The 20920-nt window shown below is 72.0% G+C and carries 17 protein-coding genes; 10 read left to right on the top strand and 7 right to left on the bottom strand.

The window, feature by feature from the left end:
• The first annotated feature begins 46 nt into the window (after nt 1-46).
• The 4 genes from AB0K14_RS08240 (at nt 47) to AB0K14_RS08225 (ending at nt 3935) form a co-directional block, all read left to right on the top strand.
• Complete coding sequence (locus AB0K14_RS08240; protein ID WP_360450791.1) at nt 47-895, top strand: glycosyltransferase; 849 nt, start codon at nt 47-49, stop codon at nt 893-895.
• Nucleotides 892-2157: a hypothetical protein gene (locus AB0K14_RS08235; protein ID WP_360450789.1), complete on the top strand. Its 1266-nt coding sequence runs from the start codon at nt 892-894 to the stop codon at nt 2155-2157. The genes AB0K14_RS08240 and AB0K14_RS08235 overlap by 4 nt, the downstream gene beginning before the upstream one ends.
• Nucleotides 2158-2223: 66 nt before the next feature.
• Entirely contained in the window at nt 2224-3546 is a 1323-nt protein-coding gene (locus AB0K14_RS08230; protein WP_360450786.1) for a YncE family protein, read from the top strand.
• A gap of 68 nt (nt 3547-3614) precedes the next feature.
• A complete protein-coding gene (locus AB0K14_RS08225) occupies nt 3615-3935 on the top strand; it encodes a hypothetical protein (RefSeq protein WP_360450783.1) in 321 nt (106 codons plus the stop codon).
• Here the strand turns inward: AB0K14_RS08225 and AB0K14_RS08220 are convergent.
• Entirely contained in the window at nt 3916-5145 is a 1230-nt protein-coding gene (locus AB0K14_RS08220; RefSeq protein ID WP_360450781.1) for an MFS transporter, read from the bottom strand. The genes AB0K14_RS08225 and AB0K14_RS08220 overlap by 20 nt on opposite strands.
• Nucleotides 5146-5213: 68 nt before the next feature.
• On the opposite strand from AB0K14_RS08220, the gene AB0K14_RS08215 reads away from it, so the two are divergent.
• The 3 genes from AB0K14_RS08215 to AB0K14_RS08205 all read left to right on the top strand — a co-directional run bounded on the left by AB0K14_RS08215 (nt 5214) and on the right by AB0K14_RS08205 (nt 9907).
• Nucleotides 5214-6071 (top strand): WecB/TagA/CpsF family glycosyltransferase, encoded by an 858-nt coding sequence (locus AB0K14_RS08215; RefSeq protein ID WP_360450778.1) that lies wholly within the window; start codon nt 5214-5216, stop codon nt 6069-6071.
• Between the two features lie 2 nt (nt 6072-6073).
• Complete coding sequence (locus tag AB0K14_RS08210; protein ID WP_360450776.1) at nt 6074-8116, top strand: glycosyltransferase; 2043 nt, start codon at nt 6074-6076, stop codon at nt 8114-8116.
• A gap of 264 nt (nt 8117-8380) precedes the next feature.
• Nucleotides 8381-9907, top strand: coding sequence for a serine/threonine-protein kinase (locus AB0K14_RS08205; protein ID WP_360450774.1), 1527 nt, complete (start codon nt 8381-8383; stop codon nt 9905-9907).
• Between the two features lie 15 nt (nt 9908-9922).
• On the opposite strand, the gene AB0K14_RS08200 is transcribed toward AB0K14_RS08205, so the two are convergent.
• The gene (locus tag AB0K14_RS08200; RefSeq protein WP_360450772.1) at nt 9923-10708 is read right to left on the bottom strand and encodes an enoyl-CoA hydratase/isomerase family protein; all 786 of its coding nucleotides are present in this window, start codon (nt 10706-10708) and stop codon (nt 9923-9925) included.
• Between the two features lie 479 nt (nt 10709-11187).
• Between AB0K14_RS08200 and AB0K14_RS08195 the strand changes: the two genes are divergently transcribed.
• From AB0K14_RS08195 to AB0K14_RS08185, 3 genes are all read left to right on the top strand, one after another.
• Nucleotides 11188-11721 carry a LuxR C-terminal-related transcriptional regulator gene (locus AB0K14_RS08195; RefSeq protein WP_236594835.1) on the top strand — a complete coding sequence of 178 codons (534 nt, stop codon included), beginning with the start codon at nt 11188-11190 and terminating at the stop codon, nt 11719-11721.
• A 292-nt stretch (nt 11722-12013) separates the two neighbouring features.
• Complete coding sequence (locus tag AB0K14_RS08190; RefSeq protein ID WP_360450770.1) at nt 12014-13234, top strand: ABC transporter substrate-binding protein; 1221 nt, start codon at nt 12014-12016, stop codon at nt 13232-13234.
• A 46-nt stretch (nt 13235-13280) separates the two neighbouring features.
• Nucleotides 13281-13721 (top strand): SRPBCC family protein, encoded by a 441-nt coding sequence (locus AB0K14_RS08185; protein WP_360450767.1) that lies wholly within the window; start codon nt 13281-13283, stop codon nt 13719-13721.
• 214 nt (nt 13722-13935) lie between these two features.
• On the opposite strand, the gene AB0K14_RS08180 is transcribed toward AB0K14_RS08185, so the two are convergent.
• The 5 genes from AB0K14_RS08180 to AB0K14_RS08160 form a co-directional block, all read right to left on the bottom strand.
• On the bottom strand, nt 13936-15513 hold the full coding sequence (locus tag AB0K14_RS08180; protein WP_360450765.1) for an NAD(P)/FAD-dependent oxidoreductase: 1578 nt from the start codon (nt 15511-15513) through the stop codon (nt 13936-13938).
• Nucleotides 15510-16535, bottom strand: a complete 1026-nt coding sequence (locus AB0K14_RS08175; protein ID WP_360450763.1) for an NAD-dependent epimerase/dehydratase family protein — start codon at nt 16533-16535, stop codon at nt 15510-15512. The genes AB0K14_RS08180 and AB0K14_RS08175 overlap by 4 nt, the downstream gene beginning before the upstream one ends.
• Nucleotides 16536-16551: 16 nt before the next feature.
• Nucleotides 16552-18894 carry a Tex family protein gene (locus tag AB0K14_RS08170; protein ID WP_360450760.1) on the bottom strand — a complete coding sequence of 781 codons (2343 nt, stop codon included), beginning with the start codon at nt 18892-18894 and terminating at the stop codon, nt 16552-16554.
• 104 nt (nt 18895-18998) lie between these two features.
• Nucleotides 18999-19778, bottom strand: coding sequence for a hypothetical protein (locus AB0K14_RS08165; protein WP_360450758.1), 780 nt, complete (start codon nt 19776-19778; stop codon nt 18999-19001).
• 39 nt (nt 19779-19817) lie between these two features.
• Nucleotides 19818-20915, bottom strand: a complete 1098-nt coding sequence (locus tag AB0K14_RS08160; RefSeq protein ID WP_360450756.1) for a PA2928 family protein — start codon at nt 20913-20915, stop codon at nt 19818-19820.
• Between the last annotated feature and the right edge of the window lie 5 nt (nt 20916-20920).

Genomic DNA, 20920 nt, shown 5'->3' with positions numbered 1-20920 from the left:
TCCCGATGTACGGGACACGAGGGGAAGGGGTTCCATGGACCACGTCGTGCTGACGCGTTTCAACCTGCCGTCCGTCGGCGCGGAGAGCGTCGTGCGGGCGCGGGAGGGGTGGTTGACCGAACGCGTCGGGTTGTTCGAGCGGTACTGCCTGCCCTCGGTGGCGGCGCAGACCTCCCCGAACTTCCGGTGGCTCATCTACTTCGACCCGGAGAGCCCGCAGTGGCTGAAGGACCGCATCGAGGCCCACGGCGACGCCTACACCCCGGTGTTCCGCACGCAGGTCGACCGTGAGGAGCTGGTGGAGGACATCTCGAAGCTCTTCCCGGTCAAGGGCGACGAGCTGATCACCACCAACCTCGACAACGACGACGGCCTGGCCGCCGACTTCGTGGCCCGCCTGCAAGCGGAACGCCCCACCGGCCGCCGCACCGCCCTCTACCTGGCGAACGGGCTGGTCAAGAGCCCGGCGGGGTTGTTCTCCCACCACGACCGCGACAACGCGTTCGCCTCGATGCGGGAGAGCTGGGACGCGCCGGTGACCTGCTGGGCCGACTGGCACAACCGGCTGCACCGGCACGCCGAGGTGGTGTCGCTGGGCGGAGCGCCCGGCTGGCTGCAGGTGGTGCACGGCGGGAACGTGAGCAATCGCACTCGCGGCAGGCTGGTCGCGCCCGCGCCGTACCGGCGGCTGTTCGGCGCCGCGCTCGACGACGTGCCGGAGCCCGCCGGCGGCGTGCTGGTCCGCGACCGGTTCGTCGGTCGACCCCTGCGGTCGACCCGGGACGGTGCCCGCTACCTGGCCAAGACGACGGCGCTGCGACTGCTCGGCCCGGGTGGCTTCGAGAAGGCGAAGCAGGTGCTGGCCGCGCGCGGGCGGGTCCGGGCGCCGAGGTGAACAGGACCGCGGTGGCGGTGGTGCTCGGCCTCGCCCTGACCGCGTGCACGGCCGGGGTGCCGCGGCCCGACCCGCCGGCCGCCTCCGTGGCCGCTCCCGCGCTCGCCGGTCCGTCCGTCGACTACTACAAGAGGTGGGCCAACGGACCGAACCCCACCGGCGACCCGAACGTGTTCCCGATCACGGTGTGGATGCAGGACCCGTCCGGCATCGAGAACGGCGAGAAGCTCGGCCGGGCGTTCCCGAAGATCGGCATCGACGTCGGCATCGGGCTGTGGGAGGACGAGTGGTGGTACCTGCGGCAGGAGGGCCTCCACGAGACCGACTGGCGCGTGTACGTGGACGGCACGCGCGTCGACGCGGTCCTGGCCGACACCGCGCACGCCCGCAACTACGTCGGCTACCTGATCGCGGACGAGCCGGACATGACCAAGGTCTACGGCGACGTGTTCCACCCGGACATGCAGCCGTCGGCGATCCTGAAGGCCGCCGACGCGGTGCGCGCGAAGGACCCGTCGCGGCCGACGTACCTCAACTTCAGCCCGTGGATGGGCACGCCGACCGGCGAGGTCGGCTACGGCTACATCGAGGAGTCGTACGAAGAGGACATGCGCACGTACTGCTCGGCGGCGGACATCGCGTCGGCCGACTACTACGGCTGGACGCACCCCGACCGCAACCACACCGTCGGCGCGTACAGCTACGGCCAGGTGATCGACACCATGCGCAAGTGGTGCGGCCCCGACAAGCCGCTGTACGGGTTCGTGGAGACCGGCCACCCGCACGACCGCGGTGAGATCATCCAGCCCGACCAGCTCGAATCGGCGGTGTGGAACACCGTGCTGCACGGCGCGACCGGCATCAACTACTTCGCGCACAGCTTCTACACCGACGGCACCGGCGAGTACTCCAGCGTGCTGACCCGACCGGAGATCACCGCGCGGGTGGCGGCGGTCAACGCGCGGCTGAAGTCGCTGGCGCCGGTGCTCAACGCACCCAACGCGCCGGGCGTCACGGCGCGCGCCGACAACGGCATCCCGGTGTCGGCGTTGTTCAAGGAGGTGGGTGGCGCGCGGTGGGTGCTGGCGCAGACCGACGGCACCAAGGAGCACCCGCGCAGCCGCGCCGCTCGCGTCACGGTGGACGTGCCGGTGTCGTCGGGCACCGCCACGGTGGTGGACGAGGACCGGACCGTGCCGATCGTGGACGGGAGGATCGTGGACGACTTCGGTCCGTACCAGGTCCACGTGTACCGGTTCTGATCGGCTAACGGCGCAGCCCCCGGCCGCGATTGGGGCAGTGCGGGACCCAATCGACGGAGGCCGACAGTGCTGCTGCCCAGACAGATCCGCAAGGTGCCCGCCACGTGCGGCGCGATCGCTTTGGGAGCAGCGCTGCTGCTCGTGCCGCCGGGGACGGCGACCGCCCAGGGCCCGGTGCGCGTGCTCGGCTACGTCGCCAACAACGGTGGCGGTGTGTCCGTGCTGGACACCGCCACGAACGCGGTCACCACCACGCTCATCGACTCCACGGGCGACTCGCCCTACGGCGTCGGCGTCGCGTTCGACGGCACGCGCGGGTACGTGACGAACGTCCGTGACGACACGTTGACCGTCATCGACACGCCGACCAACACCGTGGACGCGGCGGTTCCGGTCGGTGACGGACCCGCCGGTGTCGTGGTCTCGCCATCGGGTGGTCACGTGTACGTGTCGAACTACCTGGCCGGCACGGTGTCCGTGGTCGACGCGGCGACGCTGGCGACCACCGAGACCATCCCGGTCGGACCGAACGCGGACGGCATCGCGATCACGCCGAACGGCAAGCGGCTGTACGTGGCGCACGACGTCGCGGGACCGGGCACCGTGTCCGTGGTGGACACCGCGACGAACACCGAGATCGCCGAGATCCCGACCGGCTACACGCCGACCGCGCTGGCCGTGACGCCGAACGGCGCCAAGGTGGTCGTGGTCAACAAGCTCTCGAACAACGTGGCCGTGATCGACACCGCGACCGACACCGTGCTCGGCACGATCCCGGTGAGCTTCATCCCGCACGGCGTGGCGATCTCGCCGGACGGCAAGCGTGCGTTCGTGACCAACAGCGAGGGCCACAGCCTGTCCGTCGTGGACATCGACGCGTTGGCGCCGGTGGCGCAGATCCCCGTGGGCAGCAGGCCGATCAGCGTGGCGCTGACCCCGGATGGCGCGAAGGCGTACGTGACGAACTTCAACAGCGGAACGGTGTCCATCGTCGACACCGCCACCCTGGCGGTCGTGGGCGCGGTCCCGGTGGGCGTGAACCCGGTGGGGATCGCGGTCCACGCCGTCCCGCCGGCGTCGACCAAGCTCACGGCGGGGTACGCGCAGCTGCAACTGCGCCTGCTCGGTTTCGCCGCGCGCGGGCTGGACGCCACGCTCGTCGAGTCGCACACGGGCAAGCCGGTGGCGGGCAAGCTGATCGCGTTCCGCACGATCAAGGGCCACCCGCTGTGCACGGCCACCACGAACGCGTACGGCAAGGCGCAGTGTGACGCCAACGTCCCCTTGCTGGTGGGCTTGGCCACGCTGCTCCAGGGCTACACGGCCGCCCACGCGGGCGACCTGACCCACGGCCGTTCCGTGGCGCACGGTTCGACCGGCCTGCTCTGATCACGTGTAGCCCTCCGAGCTGACGGGCACCCCCAGGAGGACCGAGCACACCTCCTGGGGGAGTGACCATGCGCCTGCGCTCCGGTAGCGATCTTGAGCTGGCCGAGGAATCGGACCGCGACAACTTCCCGACCGAGCGGTCGCGGCGCCGGGCCATCGGCTTCGACCGCTGGTCGGGCAGGCACCCGGTGCTGATCACGCTGCTGACGGGCGCGGGCCTGGGCTCGCTGGCGTGGTTGGCCCTGCTGAGCACGCCCCCGGACAAGTTCGTCTTCCGCCTGGTCGTCTACAGCGCGTTCGTGGTCGGCGCGATGGTCCAGATCGCCTGGATGGCGCTGAGGGCCCGGAAGAAGTACTACCGAAGCGGTACTACCGCGGCTGAGCGTTGAGCCGCCACGCCACCAGCACCGCGACCAGCAGTGAGCCGATCGCCGCCCACACGGCCGTGCCGAAGGCGGCGAACTGGAGCAGGAAGCCGAACGCCACGGACGACACCAGCCGGGTCAGCGCTTGTCCCGTCTGCACCACCGCCAGCCCGGACGCCCGCAACGACTCCGGGACCAGGGTGCTCGCCCGAGCGGACAGCACGCCGTCCGTGGCGGCGTAGAACAGGCCGTGCAGCAACAGCGCCGCGCCGACCCCGAAGTAACCGGTGCCGGGGGCGAGCAGCAGCAGGTACACCGCGAGCAGCAGCACGTGCCCGCCGAGGAACACCGGCCACCGGCCGATCCGGTCCGCGAGCCGTCCCAGGGGCGCGGCGGCCACGAGGAACACCAGCGCCGTGCCCAACGGCAGCAGCGGCAGCAGGTGCAGGGGCGCGTCGGTCGCCTTCTGCACCAGGATGAACACGAAGGCGTCCGACAACGTCCCCAGGCCCAGCACGGCCGACGCCAGCGCCAGCCTCCGGTACCCGGCCTCCCGCAGCAACGCCAACCCGGCCCGCACCGACGGGCGCGGTCCGGTCAGCGCCGGGCGCGGGTTCTCCCGCACGAACGCCACCAGCACGATCAGCCCCACCGCCGCGAAGCACGCGCTGACCACGAACACCGGACCCGCCACCGTGCCGATGGTGTACAGCAGCAGGAACGTCACCAGCGGCCCGAGCAACGCGCCCACCGTGTCCATGCTGCGGTGCAGCCCGAACGCCGCGCCCAACCGGTCCGGCGGCGTGGCCAGCGAGATCAACGCGTCGCGCGGCGCGGTGCGCAGGCCCTTGCCCGCGCGGTCCGCGGCCATGGTCGCGCCGATGCCGAACGCCGACGCGCCGACGAGCGGGAAGATGAGCTTCGTCACCGCCGACAGCCCGTAACCGACCGCAGCGACCGCCTTGTGCCGGTGCGTGCGGTCCGACACGTGACCGCCCACGAGCCGCAGCACGGCCGTCGCACCCGTGTAGAGACCGTCCAGGACGCCGAACTGCGCGTAGCTCATGTTGAGCGTGAACAGCAGGTAGACCGGCATGAACGCGGTGACCATCTCGGCCGAGACGTCGGTCAGCAGGCTCACCGCACCCAGTGCCACCACTGTGCCGGGAACCCTGCCCCTGACCCGCTCGCTGGGCCGGACGGACGCAACGTACATGCCCCCGATATCGGTCACGTGCGGTAACCGTTACCGGCGTCGGGCCCGGTCGTAACGGGGACGATCCCGAACCCGATGACGCGGGTATGCCGGAGATCCCGCAGACCCGCGTCCGCGTGGGCGCCGTCGACGTGTGGTCCGTCCGCGAATCCGGTGTCGCCGACCACGTCGCCGGAGCGTGGCGACGGGCCGAGGGCGGCGCGATCGTCACGGCCAACGTGGACATCGTGCGCGCGGCGACCCGACGTCCCGAACTGGCCGCGTTGATCGCCGAGTCCGAACTGGTCGTCGCCGACGGCATGCCGGTGGTCTGGGCGGGCAGGCTCGCGGGCGTCCCGGTGCCCGAACGCGTGACCGGGTCGTCACTGGTGTTCACCCTGGCCGAGGCCGCCGCCCGGGAGGGCCGCTCGATCTACCTGCTCGGCGGCGACCCGGGCGTGCCGGAGAAGGCCGCCGACGTGCTGTGCGCCAAGTACCCCGGGTTGCGCGTCGCGGGCACGGACTCGCCGCCGTTCGGGTTCGACACCTCCGCCGAGGCCACCGCGGAGACCGCGGCCAAGGTCGTGCGGGCCAAGCCGGACCTCGTCCTGGTCGGCCTCGGCTTCCCCAAGCAGGAACGCCTCATCCGACTCCTGCGCGCGGACCTGCCGCAGGCGTGGTTCCTGGGCTGCGGCGCGGGCATCCCGATGGCCGCGGGCGAGTTCCGGCGCGCCTCGGGCGTGGTGCAGAAGCTGGGCGCGGAGTGGCTGCACCGCCTCGCGCTCGAACCCCGCCGCCTGGCCAAGCGCTACCTGCGCGACGACCTGCCGTTCGCGTTCCGCCTGCTCGGGGGCGCGCTGCGCACCCGCTTCCGCCGCTCGACCGCCGTCGGCACTCAGAGCACCGCCGGCGAAGTCGGCAATCAGAGCACCGCCGGCCAAGTCGGCACTCAGATCGGGGAGTAGAAGTGCCGCTTGCCGTCGTCGTCGTGACCTACCACAGCGCCGAGGTGGTCGAGGACTGCCTCAACTCGGTCGCCGTCGCGCTGAAGTCCATTCCGGACAGTCGAGTCGTGGTCGTGGACAACGCTTCCACGGACGACACGCTGGCGATCGTGGCACGGGTCGCGCCGCACGCGCAGGTCGTGGCGCGCGCCGCCAACGACGGCTTCGGGGCGGGCGTCAACGCCGGGTTCGCCGCCGCGCCGGACTGCGACGTGCTGGTGCTCAACCCGGACGTCCGGCTCCACCGGGACGCCGTCACGCTGCTGCGCGCCGCCTTGGCGTTGCCCGGCACCGGTATCGCGGTGCCCCGCCTGGCCGGCGTCGACGGCGCGCCCCAGCCGTCCTTGCGGCGCGCGCCGAACCCGTTGCGCGCATTGGGCGAGGCGATCCTGGGCGGCACGCGGGCGGGCCGGTCCGAGGCGCTCGGCGAACTGGTGGTCGACCCCATCCGGTACGAGACGGCGGGCACGGCGGACTGGGCGACCGGCGCGGCGTGGCTGATCTCCCGCGAGGCGCGCGAGGCGACCGGCGTGCTGGAGGAGCGGTACTTCCTGTACTCGGAGGAGACCGAGTACATGTTGCGGGCGGGCAAGCGCGGTTACGCCGTCCGCTACGAGCCGCGGGCGCGTGCCGTGCACATCGGCGGCGAGCAGTCGACGTCACCGGTGCTGTGGTCGATGGCCACCACGAACCGGGTGCGGATGGTCCGCGAGCGCCACGGCCGCCTGGCCGCGTTCGCGATGTGGTGGGCCGTGCTGCTCAACGAGCTGCTCCGCGTGCCGCGCGGCGCCAAGCACCGCAAGGCCGTCGACGACCTGCTGCGCTGGCGGCGGTGGCCGCGACGCCCCGGCGCGGGCGCCGAACCCGGCTGGGTGTGCTTCTCCGCGCAGGACTGGTGGTACCACAACCGGGCGCACTCGGACTTCCAGCTGATGCGGTCGATGTCGGCGCACCGCCGGGTGCTGGTGGTCAACAGCATCGGCATGCGGATGCCGACCCAGGGCAACAGCACGCACGTGTCCCGGCGCATCCTGCGCAAGCTGCGCAGCGTGGCCAAGTTCGTGCGCAGGCCGATGCCCGAGTTCTACGTGATGTCGCCGCTGCCGCTGCCGTTCTACGGCTCGCCGCTGCTGCGCAGGGTCAACGCGGTCCTGGTCCGCTCCCAGGTGCGCCTGGTGGCGCGGTTCCTGGGCCTGCGCACGCCGGTGATCATGGTGACGATCCCCACCGCGTGGGACGTCGTGGCCCCGATGCGCCGGCGCAGCCTGGTGTTCAACCGCTCGGACCGGCACTCCGACTTCCCCGAGGCCGACCGCGCGTCCATCGAGGCGTTGGAGAACCAGCTCCTGGCCAACGCCGACCACGTGGTGTACGTGAGCCACGCGCTGATGGACGAGGAGCGGCCGCGGACCGGCGCGCGTGCCCACTTCCTCGACCACGGCGTGGACGTCGACCACTTCACCGCCCGGCCGCAGCACGAGTGGCCGGACGACGTGCGCGCGATCCCCGGCCCCCGCGTCGGCTTCTTCGGGGCTCTGGACGACTTCGTGGTCGACTTCGACCTGCTGGAACGCGTCGCCGCCGAGCTGCCGCAGGCGTCGCTGGTGCTGATCGGGGACGCGACGTACCCGATGGAGCGCTTCGACAAGTACCCGAACGTGCACTGGCTGGGCTTCCGCCCGTACTCCACCATCCCGGCCTACGGCTCGGCGTTCGACGTGGCGATCATGCCGTGGCAGGACAACGACTGGATCAAGCGGTCCAACCCGATCAAGCTCAAGGAGTACCTGGCGCTGGGCCTCCCGGTGGTCAGCACGGACTTCGCCGAGCTGGCCTCCTACACCGACCGCGTCCGCGCGACCCGCACCCACGCGGCTTTCGTCGACGCCCTCCGCGCCACCCTCACCGCCGGCCCCCTCCTCCCACCGGCCACCCTCCGCGCCTCGGTCCAACCCCACTCCTGGCACGCCCGCGCCCACACCCTCCGAACCCTGACCACCCCCTAACCCCCCCCACCCCCTGACCTCGCCTGACCTCGCGAGTCCTACCTCCAACCCCCGCGAGTCCTACCTCCAGAACGCGCGTGTCCTACGTTCGGAACGTGCGTGTCCTACGTTCAGGACCCCCGAATTCAACGCTCAGGGCGCGGCGACCGGTCCTGAGGCACCCTCGACTGCGCGACCGCACCCGAGGTTGCGTCGTTGTGGCCTGCGCCGCGAACCTCGCCGTCTTGCCCAACCGGGGTGGCCGGCGCATCTAGTGTGGGTGTCGTGCAGCCACTGCCCCCGAACGCCCCGCCGCGGATCGGCGACTACACGCTGCTCGCCGCCCTCGGTCGCGGCGCGATGGGATCGGTCTACCTGGCCCGTTCACGCGGCGGGCGGCCGATCGCGGTCAAGGTCTCCCGTGCCGAGCTGGCCGACAACCCGGAGTTCCGCGAGCGCTTCCGCCGCGAGGTCGAGATGGCACGGGCGGTCGGCGGCTTCTGGACCGCCACCGTGGTCGACGCCGACCCGGACGCCGAACGGCCGTGGATGGCCACCGAGTACATCCCCGGCCCCAGCCTCCAGCAGGCCGTCCAGGACCACGGACCACTGCCGGAACGCGCGGTGCGCCGCCTCGCCGGCGGCCTGGCCGAAGCGCTGGTCGCGATCCACGGCGCCGGCCTCGTGCACCGCGACCTCAAGCCGTCGAACGTGCTGCTGGCCGACGACGGCCCCCGCGTCATCGACTTCGGCATCGCCCGCGCCCTGGAGCACTCCGCGCTCACCGAAGCGGGCATCGTGTTCGGCACCCCCGGCTACCTGTCACCCGAGCAGGTGGTCGGGCAGAAGATCACCACCCAGAGTGACGTGTTCGCGCTCGGCTCGGTGCTGGTCTACGCCGCGACCGGCGGTGGGCCGTTCGGCGAGGGTGCCACGTCCGCGCTGGTCTACCGCGTGGTCCACCAGGAACCGGACCTCACCCGCGTCCCGCCGAGCCTGGTGCCGCTGATCGTCCCGTGCCTGGTCCGCGAACCCGCGAACCGCCCCACGCCCGCACGCCTGCTGGAGCTGATCGGCCCACCGTCGGCCGAACCGTCCTGGCTGCCCGCCCGCGTCCGCACCATGGTCGAGCAGCGGCACACCGAGCTGAGCAAGCTGCCCGCCAAGCCGCCGACCAGGGTGATGGTGGACGACCCACCGCCCAAGCCACCGACCCTCGTCGGCCCCGCGCCCACCAACGTCCCGGCACCGACCAACAAGCCCGCTCCCGTCCGGATCGACCCCGAACGCAAGGACGTCCGCGCCACCGGCCTCCGGTTCAAGACCTCCCGCGCCGTCGGCCTGAGCTGGGCCGGCGCGAACGTGCTGGCAGCCATCGTGACCGGCTCGATCGCCGACCCGGCCGCGGGTGCGCCGTCGGCCGTGCGCCTGGCCGCGTTCATCGCGTTCCTGGCGTTCGCGGTGGCCGCGATCCGGCTCCTGGTCGGCGTCGCGCGCTCGCCGCTCACCCTGGACGTCGGCCCCGACGGCATCACGCTGTCCAACGGCGCCGAGTCGCGCCGCCTCCCGTGGTACGCGATCGCGCGCGTCAAGGTGGAGGCCCACCACGCCCGCCCGTGGCTCGTGGTCTGGCTGGTCGGCGCCGCCAAGACACCGGACACCCTGGGACGCGGCAGCTTCACCCAGCACAAGGGCGCTCTGCGCGTCTACCCGATCTCGCACGAGCGCTACCGCAAGCGCCGCGACCGCGACGTGGTCGAGCTGCGCTCCGCGCTGGCCTGGTACGGCTCCGCCGCCTACGACCCCCGGTAGGGGAGGCCCGGCGGATCAGCGACCGCTGAACGTCGCCTTGCCGGGCCCGTCGGCCAGGAACGACCGCACCGCGCCGCGCAGGTCCTCGCTGTCGAACAGCTCGGCCGCGATCTCGGTGACGTGCTCGTTCGCCTCGGCCACGCCGCCGCTCTCGAAGTGCGCCAACACCCGCTTGGTCGCCGCGTGCGCCAACGTGGGCCCGGTGGCCAACCCGTGCGTGAACTCCAGCGCCGCGTCGTCGAAGCCCTCGTCCGGCAGCACCCGGTTCACCACGCCCCACCGTTCCAGCGTGGCCGCGTCGTAGCGCTCCCCGGTCATCACGAACTCCTTGGCCCGCCCCACGCCCGCCCGTGCGGCCAGCCGCTGCGTGCCGCCCATGGTCGGGGTCAGCCCGACGACCTTCTCCACCAAGCCGAACGTGGCCCGCCGCGCGGCCAGGACGATGTCGCACGCCATCGCGACCTCGAACGCCCAGGTCAGGCACAGCCCGTGCGCGGCGAAGACGGTCGGGAACGGCAGCGCGGCCACCCGTTCGGGCAGCTCCAGCATCTGGTCGAACAGGGCCTTGGCCTGCGCGGACGTCTTCTGCGCGGCGAACAGCCCCACGTCGACGCCGCCGCTGACGACCTTGCCCTCGAAGCGGATCAGCAACGCCCGCGCGGGCCGTTCCTCCAGGTCCTCGACCGCCGCCTCCAGCAGGTCCTGCAACTCGGCGGTGTACAGGTTCAACGGCGGTGCGTCGACGGTGAGCACGGCGAGCCCGACCGCGTCCCGCTCGAGGCGGAGGAGTTGCGCTGCCACGGGCGAGGACTTTACACGCGTCCGGAATGCCGAAAAGCACGTGGCCAAATGGCCCAGTGCGACCGCGCAGTCGGTTCTCCGCGGGCCGCCGTGACGGCCCCGTGCGAGGATGTGTCGGGTTACGCGCGGTGTCCGCGAAACGGCGGGAACCGCAGAGGATGATCGTCTTCGCGGGGCACGGGCAGGCGACGGCCCCGCGGTCGGGTCGACGCGGCCGCTGTCTCGATTGGCGCTGCGGCCATTCGCCTCGGCACCCGTACTGACCTGGCCGAAGTACGAGCGCTGTGCGTCCGGGACGGCTACCGTGAGGTGTCCGCGTTCAGCGACGACCGCTGTGCGGACCACTGCTTCGAAAAGCGGCTATGAGGGTCATTGGGTTCCCATATCACCGTTGTGATGTGTCTCACTTGACACTGAATAAACGTCACAGTTGAGTATGTGGCGAAAGTCGGCCGCGGAATGAAATGGGGATCAGTCCAGTGGCTTTCGCCGTTGAGTTGACATTTCGTGATGCGCGCCAGGTGCGGAGATCCATTCATCTCGCACACCGGGAATATTGGCGTCCGCTTGCCGAGCAGGGTGTGCTCGTCGGAACCGGCCCCTGGGCCGATGGTTCCGGCGTGCTGCTCATCGTGCAGGTGCCCGACGACGCCGCTGCCCGGGACCTGGTGCGCGGTGATCCGTACGTGCGATCGCAGTCGATCGCAGAGGTGCGCATACGCCAGTGGCACGTGCTGCTGGGTGTGCCGGAAGGTGAGCGCGTGCCGGGCATCGTCCGACCACGCGATGGGCAGAGCGCCGAAGCGCGCTCGCGCGAGCCGTTGACGCCGCACGAGCACCGGATCGCGCTGATGATGTTGGAGGGCATGACGAACCGGCAGATCGCCGAGCACTTCTCGGTGTCGACCCGGGCCGTCGAACTCCACATCACCCGCATCTACCGCAAGCTCGACATCGGCCGGCGGGCCCAGCTCGCCGCGGCGATGCCGTGGGGCCAGCGGTCGTACCTCTAGTCGCACGTACCGGTCGGGCGTACTGCGAAGACCGGCGGAGCACTCCGCCGGTCCTCGTGGCAGTGCTGCGCGTGGCACCCCGGGCTCCGGGCGTCGAATCGTTCGGTGAGAACTCTCCGTGTGACGTGACCGAGTTATAGGGCTGTTCGGGTGGTGAACGTGGTCGGACGGGTACGGATGTGCCGGTCGAAAGTTCACCGACCGTGCGGTATGTCACATGATTAGGCAATACGGGTGACTTCTGTCAATACTCCTTACCGGTCGGTAACGTGAGTGGTGGGAGTCCCCGTTGGTGCGCAACTTCGTCGTCGGATCCGCCGTGCTCGCACTGCTGGCCGCCGGGTGCGGCGCCGAGGAGCAGGCGCCGATCAAGGCCGGCCCCGGCGTCACCGGCGACACCATCTCGCTCGGCGTGCTCACCGACATGACGGGCCCGTTCTCGGCCACGTCGCTCATCCGGATCAAGGGCTACGAGCTGTTCCTGGGCGAGCTCAACGAGCGCGGCGGGATCTGCGGGCGCAAGGTCGAGCTCAAGCAGGCCGACCACGGCTACGACGTCGACCGGGCGTTGCAGGCCTACTTCGAGCTGGAACCCCAGGTGCTCGGGTTCATGGACGTCACCGGCGCGCCGATGACCGAGGCCATCGAGCCGGACCTGATGCAGACCCGCGCCATCGCCGCGCCCGCGTCCTGGTCGGCGAGCCTGCTCGGCAACCCGCACATGATGATCGTCGGCACCACCTACGACCTCGACGTGATCAACGGGCTGGACCACCTGAAGCGGTCGGGCGCGATCCGTGACGGCGACACGATCGGGCACGTCCACGTCGACAGCGACTACGGGCGCAACGCCCTCGAAGGCAGCACGTTCGCCGCCGAGAAGTGGGGCATGCGCCTCGTCGCCAAGGCCGTGCCGGAGACCGCCGACGTGGCCGCGCAGGTGGGCGAGCTGCGTGCGGCGGGCGCGAAGGCGGTGTTCCTGAGCACGTCGCCGCAGCAGACCGCGACCGCCGTGGCCACCGCCGAGCGGCTCGGCTGGGACGTGCCGTTCCTGGTCAACGCGGCGGGTTACGACCCGTTGATCCTGGAGTCGCCCGCGGCGGCGGCCGTGGTGAAGCGGGTGCAGGTGGTGTCGCCGATCGCGCCGTTCGCCACGGACCTGCCGGGGCCGCGCGCGGTGGCCGAGGCGTTCACGCGCAAGTACCCGGACCTGGAGCCGACGGGTTCGGTCGACCACGGTTACGTGATCGGCGTGGCGTTCGCGGCGATCCTGGGGAAGGCGTGCGCCGAGCGCGACCTGACCCGTGACGGCGTGCTGCGGGCGTTCCAGGACACCAACATGGTCGACACGAACAGCCTCACCGGTCAGCTGCGGTTCTCGCTCGTGGGACGGCCGTCGGCGACGCAGTCCTACATCGCGAAGCCGGACCCGGCGACACCCGGCGGGTTGGCCGTGGTCGCCAACCTGTTCGAGTCCGAGTTGGTCAAGCTGAAGGGCACCCGGGCGAAGTAACCCTGGCGGGTTGTTTCCACCGGTCCGCCCGGGGAATCCGAGGCGCATGATCGAGGTGCGCTGGGCGGTGCCCACGTCGGTGGAGCGGGTGTTCGCGGTGCTGGCCGACGGCTGGTCCTACGCGGGCTGGGTGGTGGGCGCGGCGCACATCCGCGAGGTCGACGCGGGGTGGCCGGGTACCGGCACGCGGATCCACCACAGCGTCGGCGCGTGGCCGTTGGCGGTGAAGGACGTGACCACGGTGCTGAACGTCGATCCTCCCCGGATGCTGGAACTTGAGGCGCGCATGTGGCCGTTGGGCGCCGCCAGGATCCGCTTCGAGCTGAAGCCGACGTCCGACGGCTGTGAGGTCACCATGCGGGAGCAGGCTGTCAAGGGTCCCCTCTCCCTGCTCCCCGAGCGGGCCCAGACCCTCTACCTGACCCCTCGCAACCGCGAATCCCTCCGCCGCCTGGCCGACCAAGCCACCCGCAAACCCACCCCCTGACCCGCGCGAGTCGAACCCTCACGTCCCGCGAGTCGAACGCTCAGGCCCCGCGAGTCGAACCCTCGCGTCCCGCGAGTCGAACGCTCAGGACCCTCGAACTCCACGCTCGGGTCTCCTCTGGGCCAAACCCGAACGTAGAACTCAGGGGTCCTGGAGGTTCGACTCGCCGGACCTGGAGGTTCGACACGCGGGACGCGAAGGTTCGACTCGCGGGTTAGTAGAGGGTGCGGTGGAGGGTCTGCAGGAGGAGGCGGTAGGCGTCGCCGGTCAGGGCGTTGCGGGAGAGGGCGGCACGGGCGGCGTTGGCACCGGCGGCGCCGTGCACGCCGCCGCCCGGGTGGGCCGACGCCGAGGTCAGGTACAGGCGGTCGACGGGGGTGTCGGCACGGGCCAGGCCGGGGGTGGGGCGGAAGACCAGCTGCTGGTGGATGGCGGCCGTGCCGGAGTTGATCGAACCGGCGACCAGGCTGGGGTTGCGGGCCTCCAGGTCGTCCGGGCCGTGGACCACGCGGGCACGGATCAGGTCGCGGAACCCCGGCGCGTGCTGCTCGATCAGCTGCTCGATCCGGTCGGCACGGCGGCGCAAGCGGTCGTGGGACCACCGCTCACCCCGCGGCACGTGCGTGTACGCCCAAGCGGTCTCCGTGCCCTCCGGCGACCGGGTCGGGTCGGTCGTCGTCATCTGCCCCATGATCACGAACGGCGTGCGCGGCACCCGGCCGCACGCGATCTCGGTGCTGGACATGGCCAGCCCGTTGAAGTCCCCTCCCAAGTGGACGGTCCCCGCGCCGCGCACCGAAGCCGCCGTCCACGGCACGGCCCCGTTCAACGCCCAGTCCACCTTGATCGTCGCGTCGTCCCACTCGAACGAGGCCAGGTCCGACACCAACCGCGCCGGCAGGTGCTCCTCCCCGACCAACCCGAGGTACAACGCCGGCGCGGGCACGTCCGCCAGCACCGCCTTCCGCGCCCGTACGTACCCACCGGCCGCGTCACGCACCCCCAACGCGCGCCCGCCGGCCACCACCACCCCCGACACCGGCCGACCGCACTCCACCACACCACCCAGCCGCCGCACCAAAGCCTGCGTCAACGCACCGGCGCCACCCTCCGGCACCGGGTAGCCCACGTCCTGCCCGAGCATCGACAGCAACCACCCGAACGCCGCCCCGCCCGCCTGGTCCGGTCCCAGGTCGGTGTGCATCGCGTTGCCCGCCAACAACAACGGCGCGCCCTCACCCGAGAACCGCTCGTCCCCGAACGCCCGCACCGACTGCACGAACGACCGCGCGAACCGCAACGCCTCGCCCGGTCCCAACGCACCGAGCAACCCGGCACCGGCCCGCACCGGCGGGAACGGCCGCATCAACGCCTCGATCAACTCCGACCGGACCCGCTGCCACCGCGCGAACTCCGCCCGCCACGCGTCGCCGTCACCCGCGCCGAACGCCTCCACCGACGCGGCGGTCCGGTCCACGTCCTGCGACAGCACCACGGCCCGGTCGTCGGGGAACACGTGCGCCAGCACCTCCGGCGCCCGCCGCCACCGCAACCCGTGCCGGGCCAGGTCCAACCCGGCGATCACCGGCGACGCCGCACCCAGCGGGTAGAACGCGCTGAACAGGTCGTGCCGGAACCCGGGCTCGGTCAGCTCGGCCGTGCGCACCGCGCCGCCGGGTTCGTCGGCGGCCTCCAGCACCAGCACGTCCCACCCGGCGTCGGCGAGCAGGTTCGCCGCCACCAGCCCGTTGGGCCCCGATCCGATGACCACCGCGTCCACGACATCGCTCAACGCACGTCTCCCTGGCTCTGATGCACCGGTCTACCCGAACCCAACCCGCGCCACCGTCCCGCACCACGCGGCGCGAGCGGACCCCACGTGCCGCGTCCTTCCGCGACGGCGGCCACGAACGCCGACAACGCCTCCCGCGGCTCGTGCACCGGCGACCACCCCAACGCCCGCAGCCGCGAGCAGTCCACGAGGGACGCCTGATCGGCCAACCGCAACCAGCCGGGGTGCACGGGCTGCAACCCGAGCCGCCACGTCGGCCAGGCCACCGCGCGCAGCAGCGCCAACGGGACCGGCACGCGGAACCCGCCGAGCACCGCCGCCAACTCGCGCGCGCTCAACGGCGGGTCCGCGGCGACGTTGAACGGACCGAGCGCACCCCGCGCCAGGATCAGCCGGATCGCCCGCGCCACGTCCTGCGCGTGCACGACCTGCGCCCGCAACCCGGGCCACAACGGCACCGGCAGCCACCGCCGCCCCAGCACCGCGGGCGGGATCAACGGGCTCAGCACCCACCGCTCCAGCTCAGCGCCCGCGTCCGGCTGCACGATCGCGCACGGCCGCACCACCGACACCCCGCGACGCCCGAGCAGCATGCGTTCCAGCTCGGCCTTCTGCGCGCTGTAGGCGCTGCCCGGCACCCCGCCGCACGGCCAGTCCTCGGTCACCGGCCGGGACGCCGGCGTGTACGCCGCGACCGACGACGCGACCACGACGTGCCGCACACCCGCGCGTTCCGCTGCACGCAGCACGTGCGCGCTACCGGTGATGTTGGTCCGCCGCATGTCGGGCTCACCCGGCGTCGGCTGTATCGCCCACGCCAGGTGAACCACCGCGTCCGCCCCGGCGAACGCCCTGCTCAACACCGCTTCGGCGGCCGGCGCACCCAGGTCGCAACTCACCCACCCGGGTGAACCGACCGGTATCCGCCGCGCGACGCCGACCACCGAGTCGCCCGCGTCGGCGAGCACCCGGCGCAGGGCCGTCCCCACGTTGCCGCTGGCACCCGTGACGACGACCCTCATGGCCAGCCGGGTACCCCTATCGGGCGCCGCCAAGCCCCGCGCGCCGCAGCGCCTCGGCCATCGCGCCGTTCGCCGGCGGGCGCTCCTGCTGACGGGGCTTGCCGCCACCGCCACCGCCGCCGCGCTGGCCGCCGCGTTGACCCCCACCGCGCCTGCCGTCGTCGCCCCGGCCGTCGCGCTGCTGCTCACGGGTCGGCTTGCGACCCGGCTCGTCCTCCAGCCGCAGCGTCAACCCGATCCGCTTGCGCGGGATGTCGACCTCCAGCACCTTCACCCGCACCACGTCACCCGACTTCACCACGTCCCGCGGGTCCTTGACGTAGGTGTTGGACAGCGCCGAGATGTGCACCAGGCCGTCCTGGTGCACGCCGATGTCCACGAACGCGCCGAACGCGGCCACGTTGGTCACCACGCCCTCCAGCACCATGCCGGGCTTGAGGTCGGCGATCTTCTCCACCCCGTCGGCGAACGTGGCGGTCTTGAACGCCGGTCGCGGGTCGCGGCCGGGCTTCTCCAGCTCGCGCAGGATGTCGGTCACGGTCGGCAGGCCGAACGTGTCGTCCACGAAGTCCTGCGGCCGCAGCGACTTCAGCACCGCGGTGTTGCCGATCAGCTGATCCGAGCCCGCGCGCTCCTGCATCCGGCGCACCACCGGGTACGCCTCGGGGTGCACGGCCGAGCCGTCCAGCGGGTCGTCGCCGTTGGGGATGCGCAGGAAGCCAGCGCACTGCTCGAAGGCCTTCGGACCCAACCGCGCCACGTCCTTCAGCGCACGCCGCGAGCGGAACGGGCCGTTGCCGTCGCGGTGCAGCACGATGTTCTCGGCCAGGCCCGCGGTGATGCCGGAGACCCGGGTCAGCAGCGGCACGGACGCGGTGTTCAGGTCGACGCCGACCGCGTTCACGCAGTCCTCGACCACCGCGTCCAACGACTTCGACAGCTTCGTCTCGGACAGGTCGTGCTGGTACTGGCCGACGCCGATCGACTTCGGGTCGATCTTCACCAGCTCGGCCAGCGGGTCCTGCAACCGGCGGGCGATGGACACCGCGCCGCGCAGCGACACGTCCATCCCGGGCAGCTCGGCCGACGCGAACGCGGACGCCGAGTACACCGACGCGCCCGCCTCCGACACCACGGCCTTGGTCAGCTTCAGCTCGGGGTGCCGCTTGAGCAGGTCGACGGCCAGCTTGTCGGTCTCCCGCGACGCGGTGCCGTTGCCGATCGCGATGAGCTCGACGGAGTGCTTGGCGGCCAGCACGGCCAGCTTGGCGATCGACTCGTCCCACCGGTTCGCGGGCACGTGCGGGTAGATCACGTCGGTGTCGACGACCTTGCCGGTCGCGTCCACCACGGCCACCTTCACGCCGGTCCGGAAACCGGGGTCCAGGCCCATCGTGGCGCGCGTGCCCGCGGGCGCGGCCAGCAGCAGGTCGCGCAGGTTCGACGCGAACACCTTCACGGCCTCGTCCTCGGCGAACGCCCGCAGCCGCGACCGCAGGTCGATGCCCAGGTGCACCAGGATCCGGGTCCGCCACGCCCAGCGGACGGTGTCGCCGAGCCACCGGTCGGCCGGTCGGCCCCGGTCGTCCACGCCGAACCGGGACGCGATGCGCGCCTCGTAGCCGGTGGGCTCGTCGTCGTCGGCCGGGTCGAACTGGAGGTCGAGCACCTCTTCCTTCTCACCGCGCAGCAGCGCGAGGATCCGGTGCGAGGGCAGCTTGGTGAACGGCTCGGAGAAGTCGAAGTAGTCGGAGAACTTCGCCCCGTCCTCCTCCTTGCCCTCGCGGACCTTCGACGCGACCCGCCCCTGGGTCCACATGCGCTCACGCAGCTCACCGATGAGGTCGCCGTCCTCGCCGAACCGCTCGACCAGGATCGCCCGCGCGCCCTGCAACGCGGCGGCGACGTCGGCGACCTCCTCGGTCACGAACGCCTTCGCCACCTCCTGCGGGTCCTGCGTCGGGTCGCCCAGCAGGCCGTCGGCGAGCGGTTCGAGGCCCTGCTCGCGCGCGATCTGCGCCTTGGTCCGCCGCTTCGGCTTGTAGGGCAGGTAGAGGTCCTCCAGCCGGGCCTTGGAGTCGGCGGCCAGGATCGAGGCCTCCAGCGCCTCGTCCAGCTTGCCCTGCGACCGGATGGACTCCAGCACAGCCGCTCGGCGTTCCTCCAGCTCGCGCAGGTAGCCCAGCCGCTCCTCCAGGGTGCGGAGCTGGGTGTCGTCGAGCGCACCGGTCGCTTCCTTGCGGTAGCGGGCGATGAAGGGAACGGTGGAACCACCGTCGAGCAGGTCGACGGCGGCGCTGACCTGCCCGGCCCGCACCCCGAGCTCGTCGGCGATCCTCTGGTGAATGGCTGTGGTCACAGCGAGCCATTGTGCCCTGCCCGCCGAGCCACGTTCGGGCACCCCGACCCCGGTGAGCCCGCCCCGACGCCACGGGGGCGCGGCGGGCTCACCGCCGTTCTCCGTCACGGCACCAGCGTGGTGAGCACCGCGACGTCCGACTCGTCGTGCGGCAGGTACTTGACCCGGACCACCATGCCGCGCTGCACCTGCGGGATCGACGCCGGGGGCAGCTTCTTGTCCTGGGTGACGTCGAACGTGGTGCCGTCCGGGCGGGTCACGCGCAGGCTCAGGCGCAACGCCGACCGGCCGTCGGGGAGCTGCCCGACCGGGACCATGTCCAGCACGATGGCACCGGCGTCCACGCCCTGCTCGGCGATGCGCAGCTGGTGCGGGGTCATGAAGCCCTTGGCCACCTGCACGCGGTCGAGGGCGGCTTGCAGCTCGTGCGGCGGGGCGTCGGTGGCCAGCACCGCGCGGCCGTCGGGCAGGTAGCGGACCGGCAGGATCGCGCCCGGTTGCACGACGGACAGCTCGGTGATGTCCACGATCTGCCGCGCGGTGGCCGGGAACGTGCGGCCGTCCGCGGTGTCGACCTGCAGCCGGATGTCCAGTTGCGGCTGGTCGTTGACGCTCAGACCGGTCCGCGCGACGCCGACGACCGTGCCCATGCCGATCGGGGCGCCCCGGAACGCCTTGGGCACACCGCCGGTGAGCGCGGCCAGGCCACCACCGAAGACCTTGTCCAGCGAGAACAGGGTCGGCATGACGAACAGCAGGAGGATCGGGCCGACCAGCCAGCCGTTCAGCCAGTCGAGGGTGTCGTCGCCCGCCAGCCCGCCCGCGAGCCAGGCGGCGGTGAGGGCGAGTCCGGCGGTGAGGCCGAGCCAGGTGAGCACCTTCATGGTGTCGTCCTTTCGAGGGGGAGGGTTCGAGGAGGGCGGTCAGCGGTGGGAACCGAAGAAGTCGGCCAGGCCGACGTGGAGGGGCACGACCCGGCCGTCACCGCGGGCCGCGGCGAGCAACTCGCCCGCCGCGACCGCCGTGACGCCGTCGGGCCCGACGAGGGCCCGGTCGACCCGGGAGTCGACCGCCAGCGTGGCGGTGACCTGCCCGGTGGCCAGCGAGACCAGGCTCAACGCGACGCCGGGGTCGTTCACCGAGCGCTGGTGCTCGACCAGCACGTGCCCGGTGGCGGCGGCGACCGCGGTCACGCCGTCGACCACCAGCCGGGCGCCCTGGAACGCGGTCGCGCCCACCGGGATCTCCCGGCCGTCGGCCGTGACCCGCACCAGCACGCTGCCCGGCGCGCCACTCGGCGCCTGCCGCAGCACGATCCGCTCGGTCCCGGCGTTCAAGGTGGCCTCGACACCGGTCGCGCTGGTCGGGGCGCCGGGGCCGCGTTCGACCGAGAGCCGATCGGACCAGGTCGCGGCGGTCTGCCGGTCGACCGGTGCGGCCACCACCTCGTCCAGCCCGACCGCCAACACCCCTCCGGTGGCGGTCATGGCCATCACGCGGCGGTTCTCCGGGTCGTAGGCGTAGGCGGTGCGCACCGAGGCGAACGCGTTGCCGAGCCCCTGGACCCCCGCGCCCTCGGCGACCACCGCCCCGTCGGCCAGTGCGACCACGACGAGCCCCGAGTCGGTGGCCAGGTAGGCGTAGCGCTGACCGGCGGCCAGCACCGACGCCTCCCAGAGCAGCCCTTCGGCCAGGTGCGTGTCCCACAGCACCTCGCCGGTGGCCGGGTCGGTGGCCGCGAGCCGCACCTGGAACAGGTCCTGCGTCATCATCTGGAACATGCCGCGCACGCCGTGCCGCGAGTAGGGCGCCAGCACCACGTCCCGTCCGTCGATCTCGGCGAACGCGAACCCGGCCTGCATCTCGACCTCCGGCTCCGGTGAGGCCGCGTAGGACCCGCCGAAGAACAGCAGGGCGATCAGGACCGGCGGAAAGAGCAGCAGCGGCAGGAGGCGACGGCGAGGAGGGGTCGGAGTCTCGTAGGGCGGCAACGGCGAGTACTGCGACGGTGTCTGGTACATCGGTT

The sequence above is a fragment of the Actinosynnema sp. NPDC050801 genome (assembly GCF_040673975.1).
GTDB lineage: Bacteria > Actinomycetota > Actinomycetes > Mycobacteriales > Pseudonocardiaceae > Actinosynnema.
The sequence above is the reverse complement of the archived record's forward strand: the minus strand, read 5'-3'. Positions and strand labels throughout refer to the sequence as shown.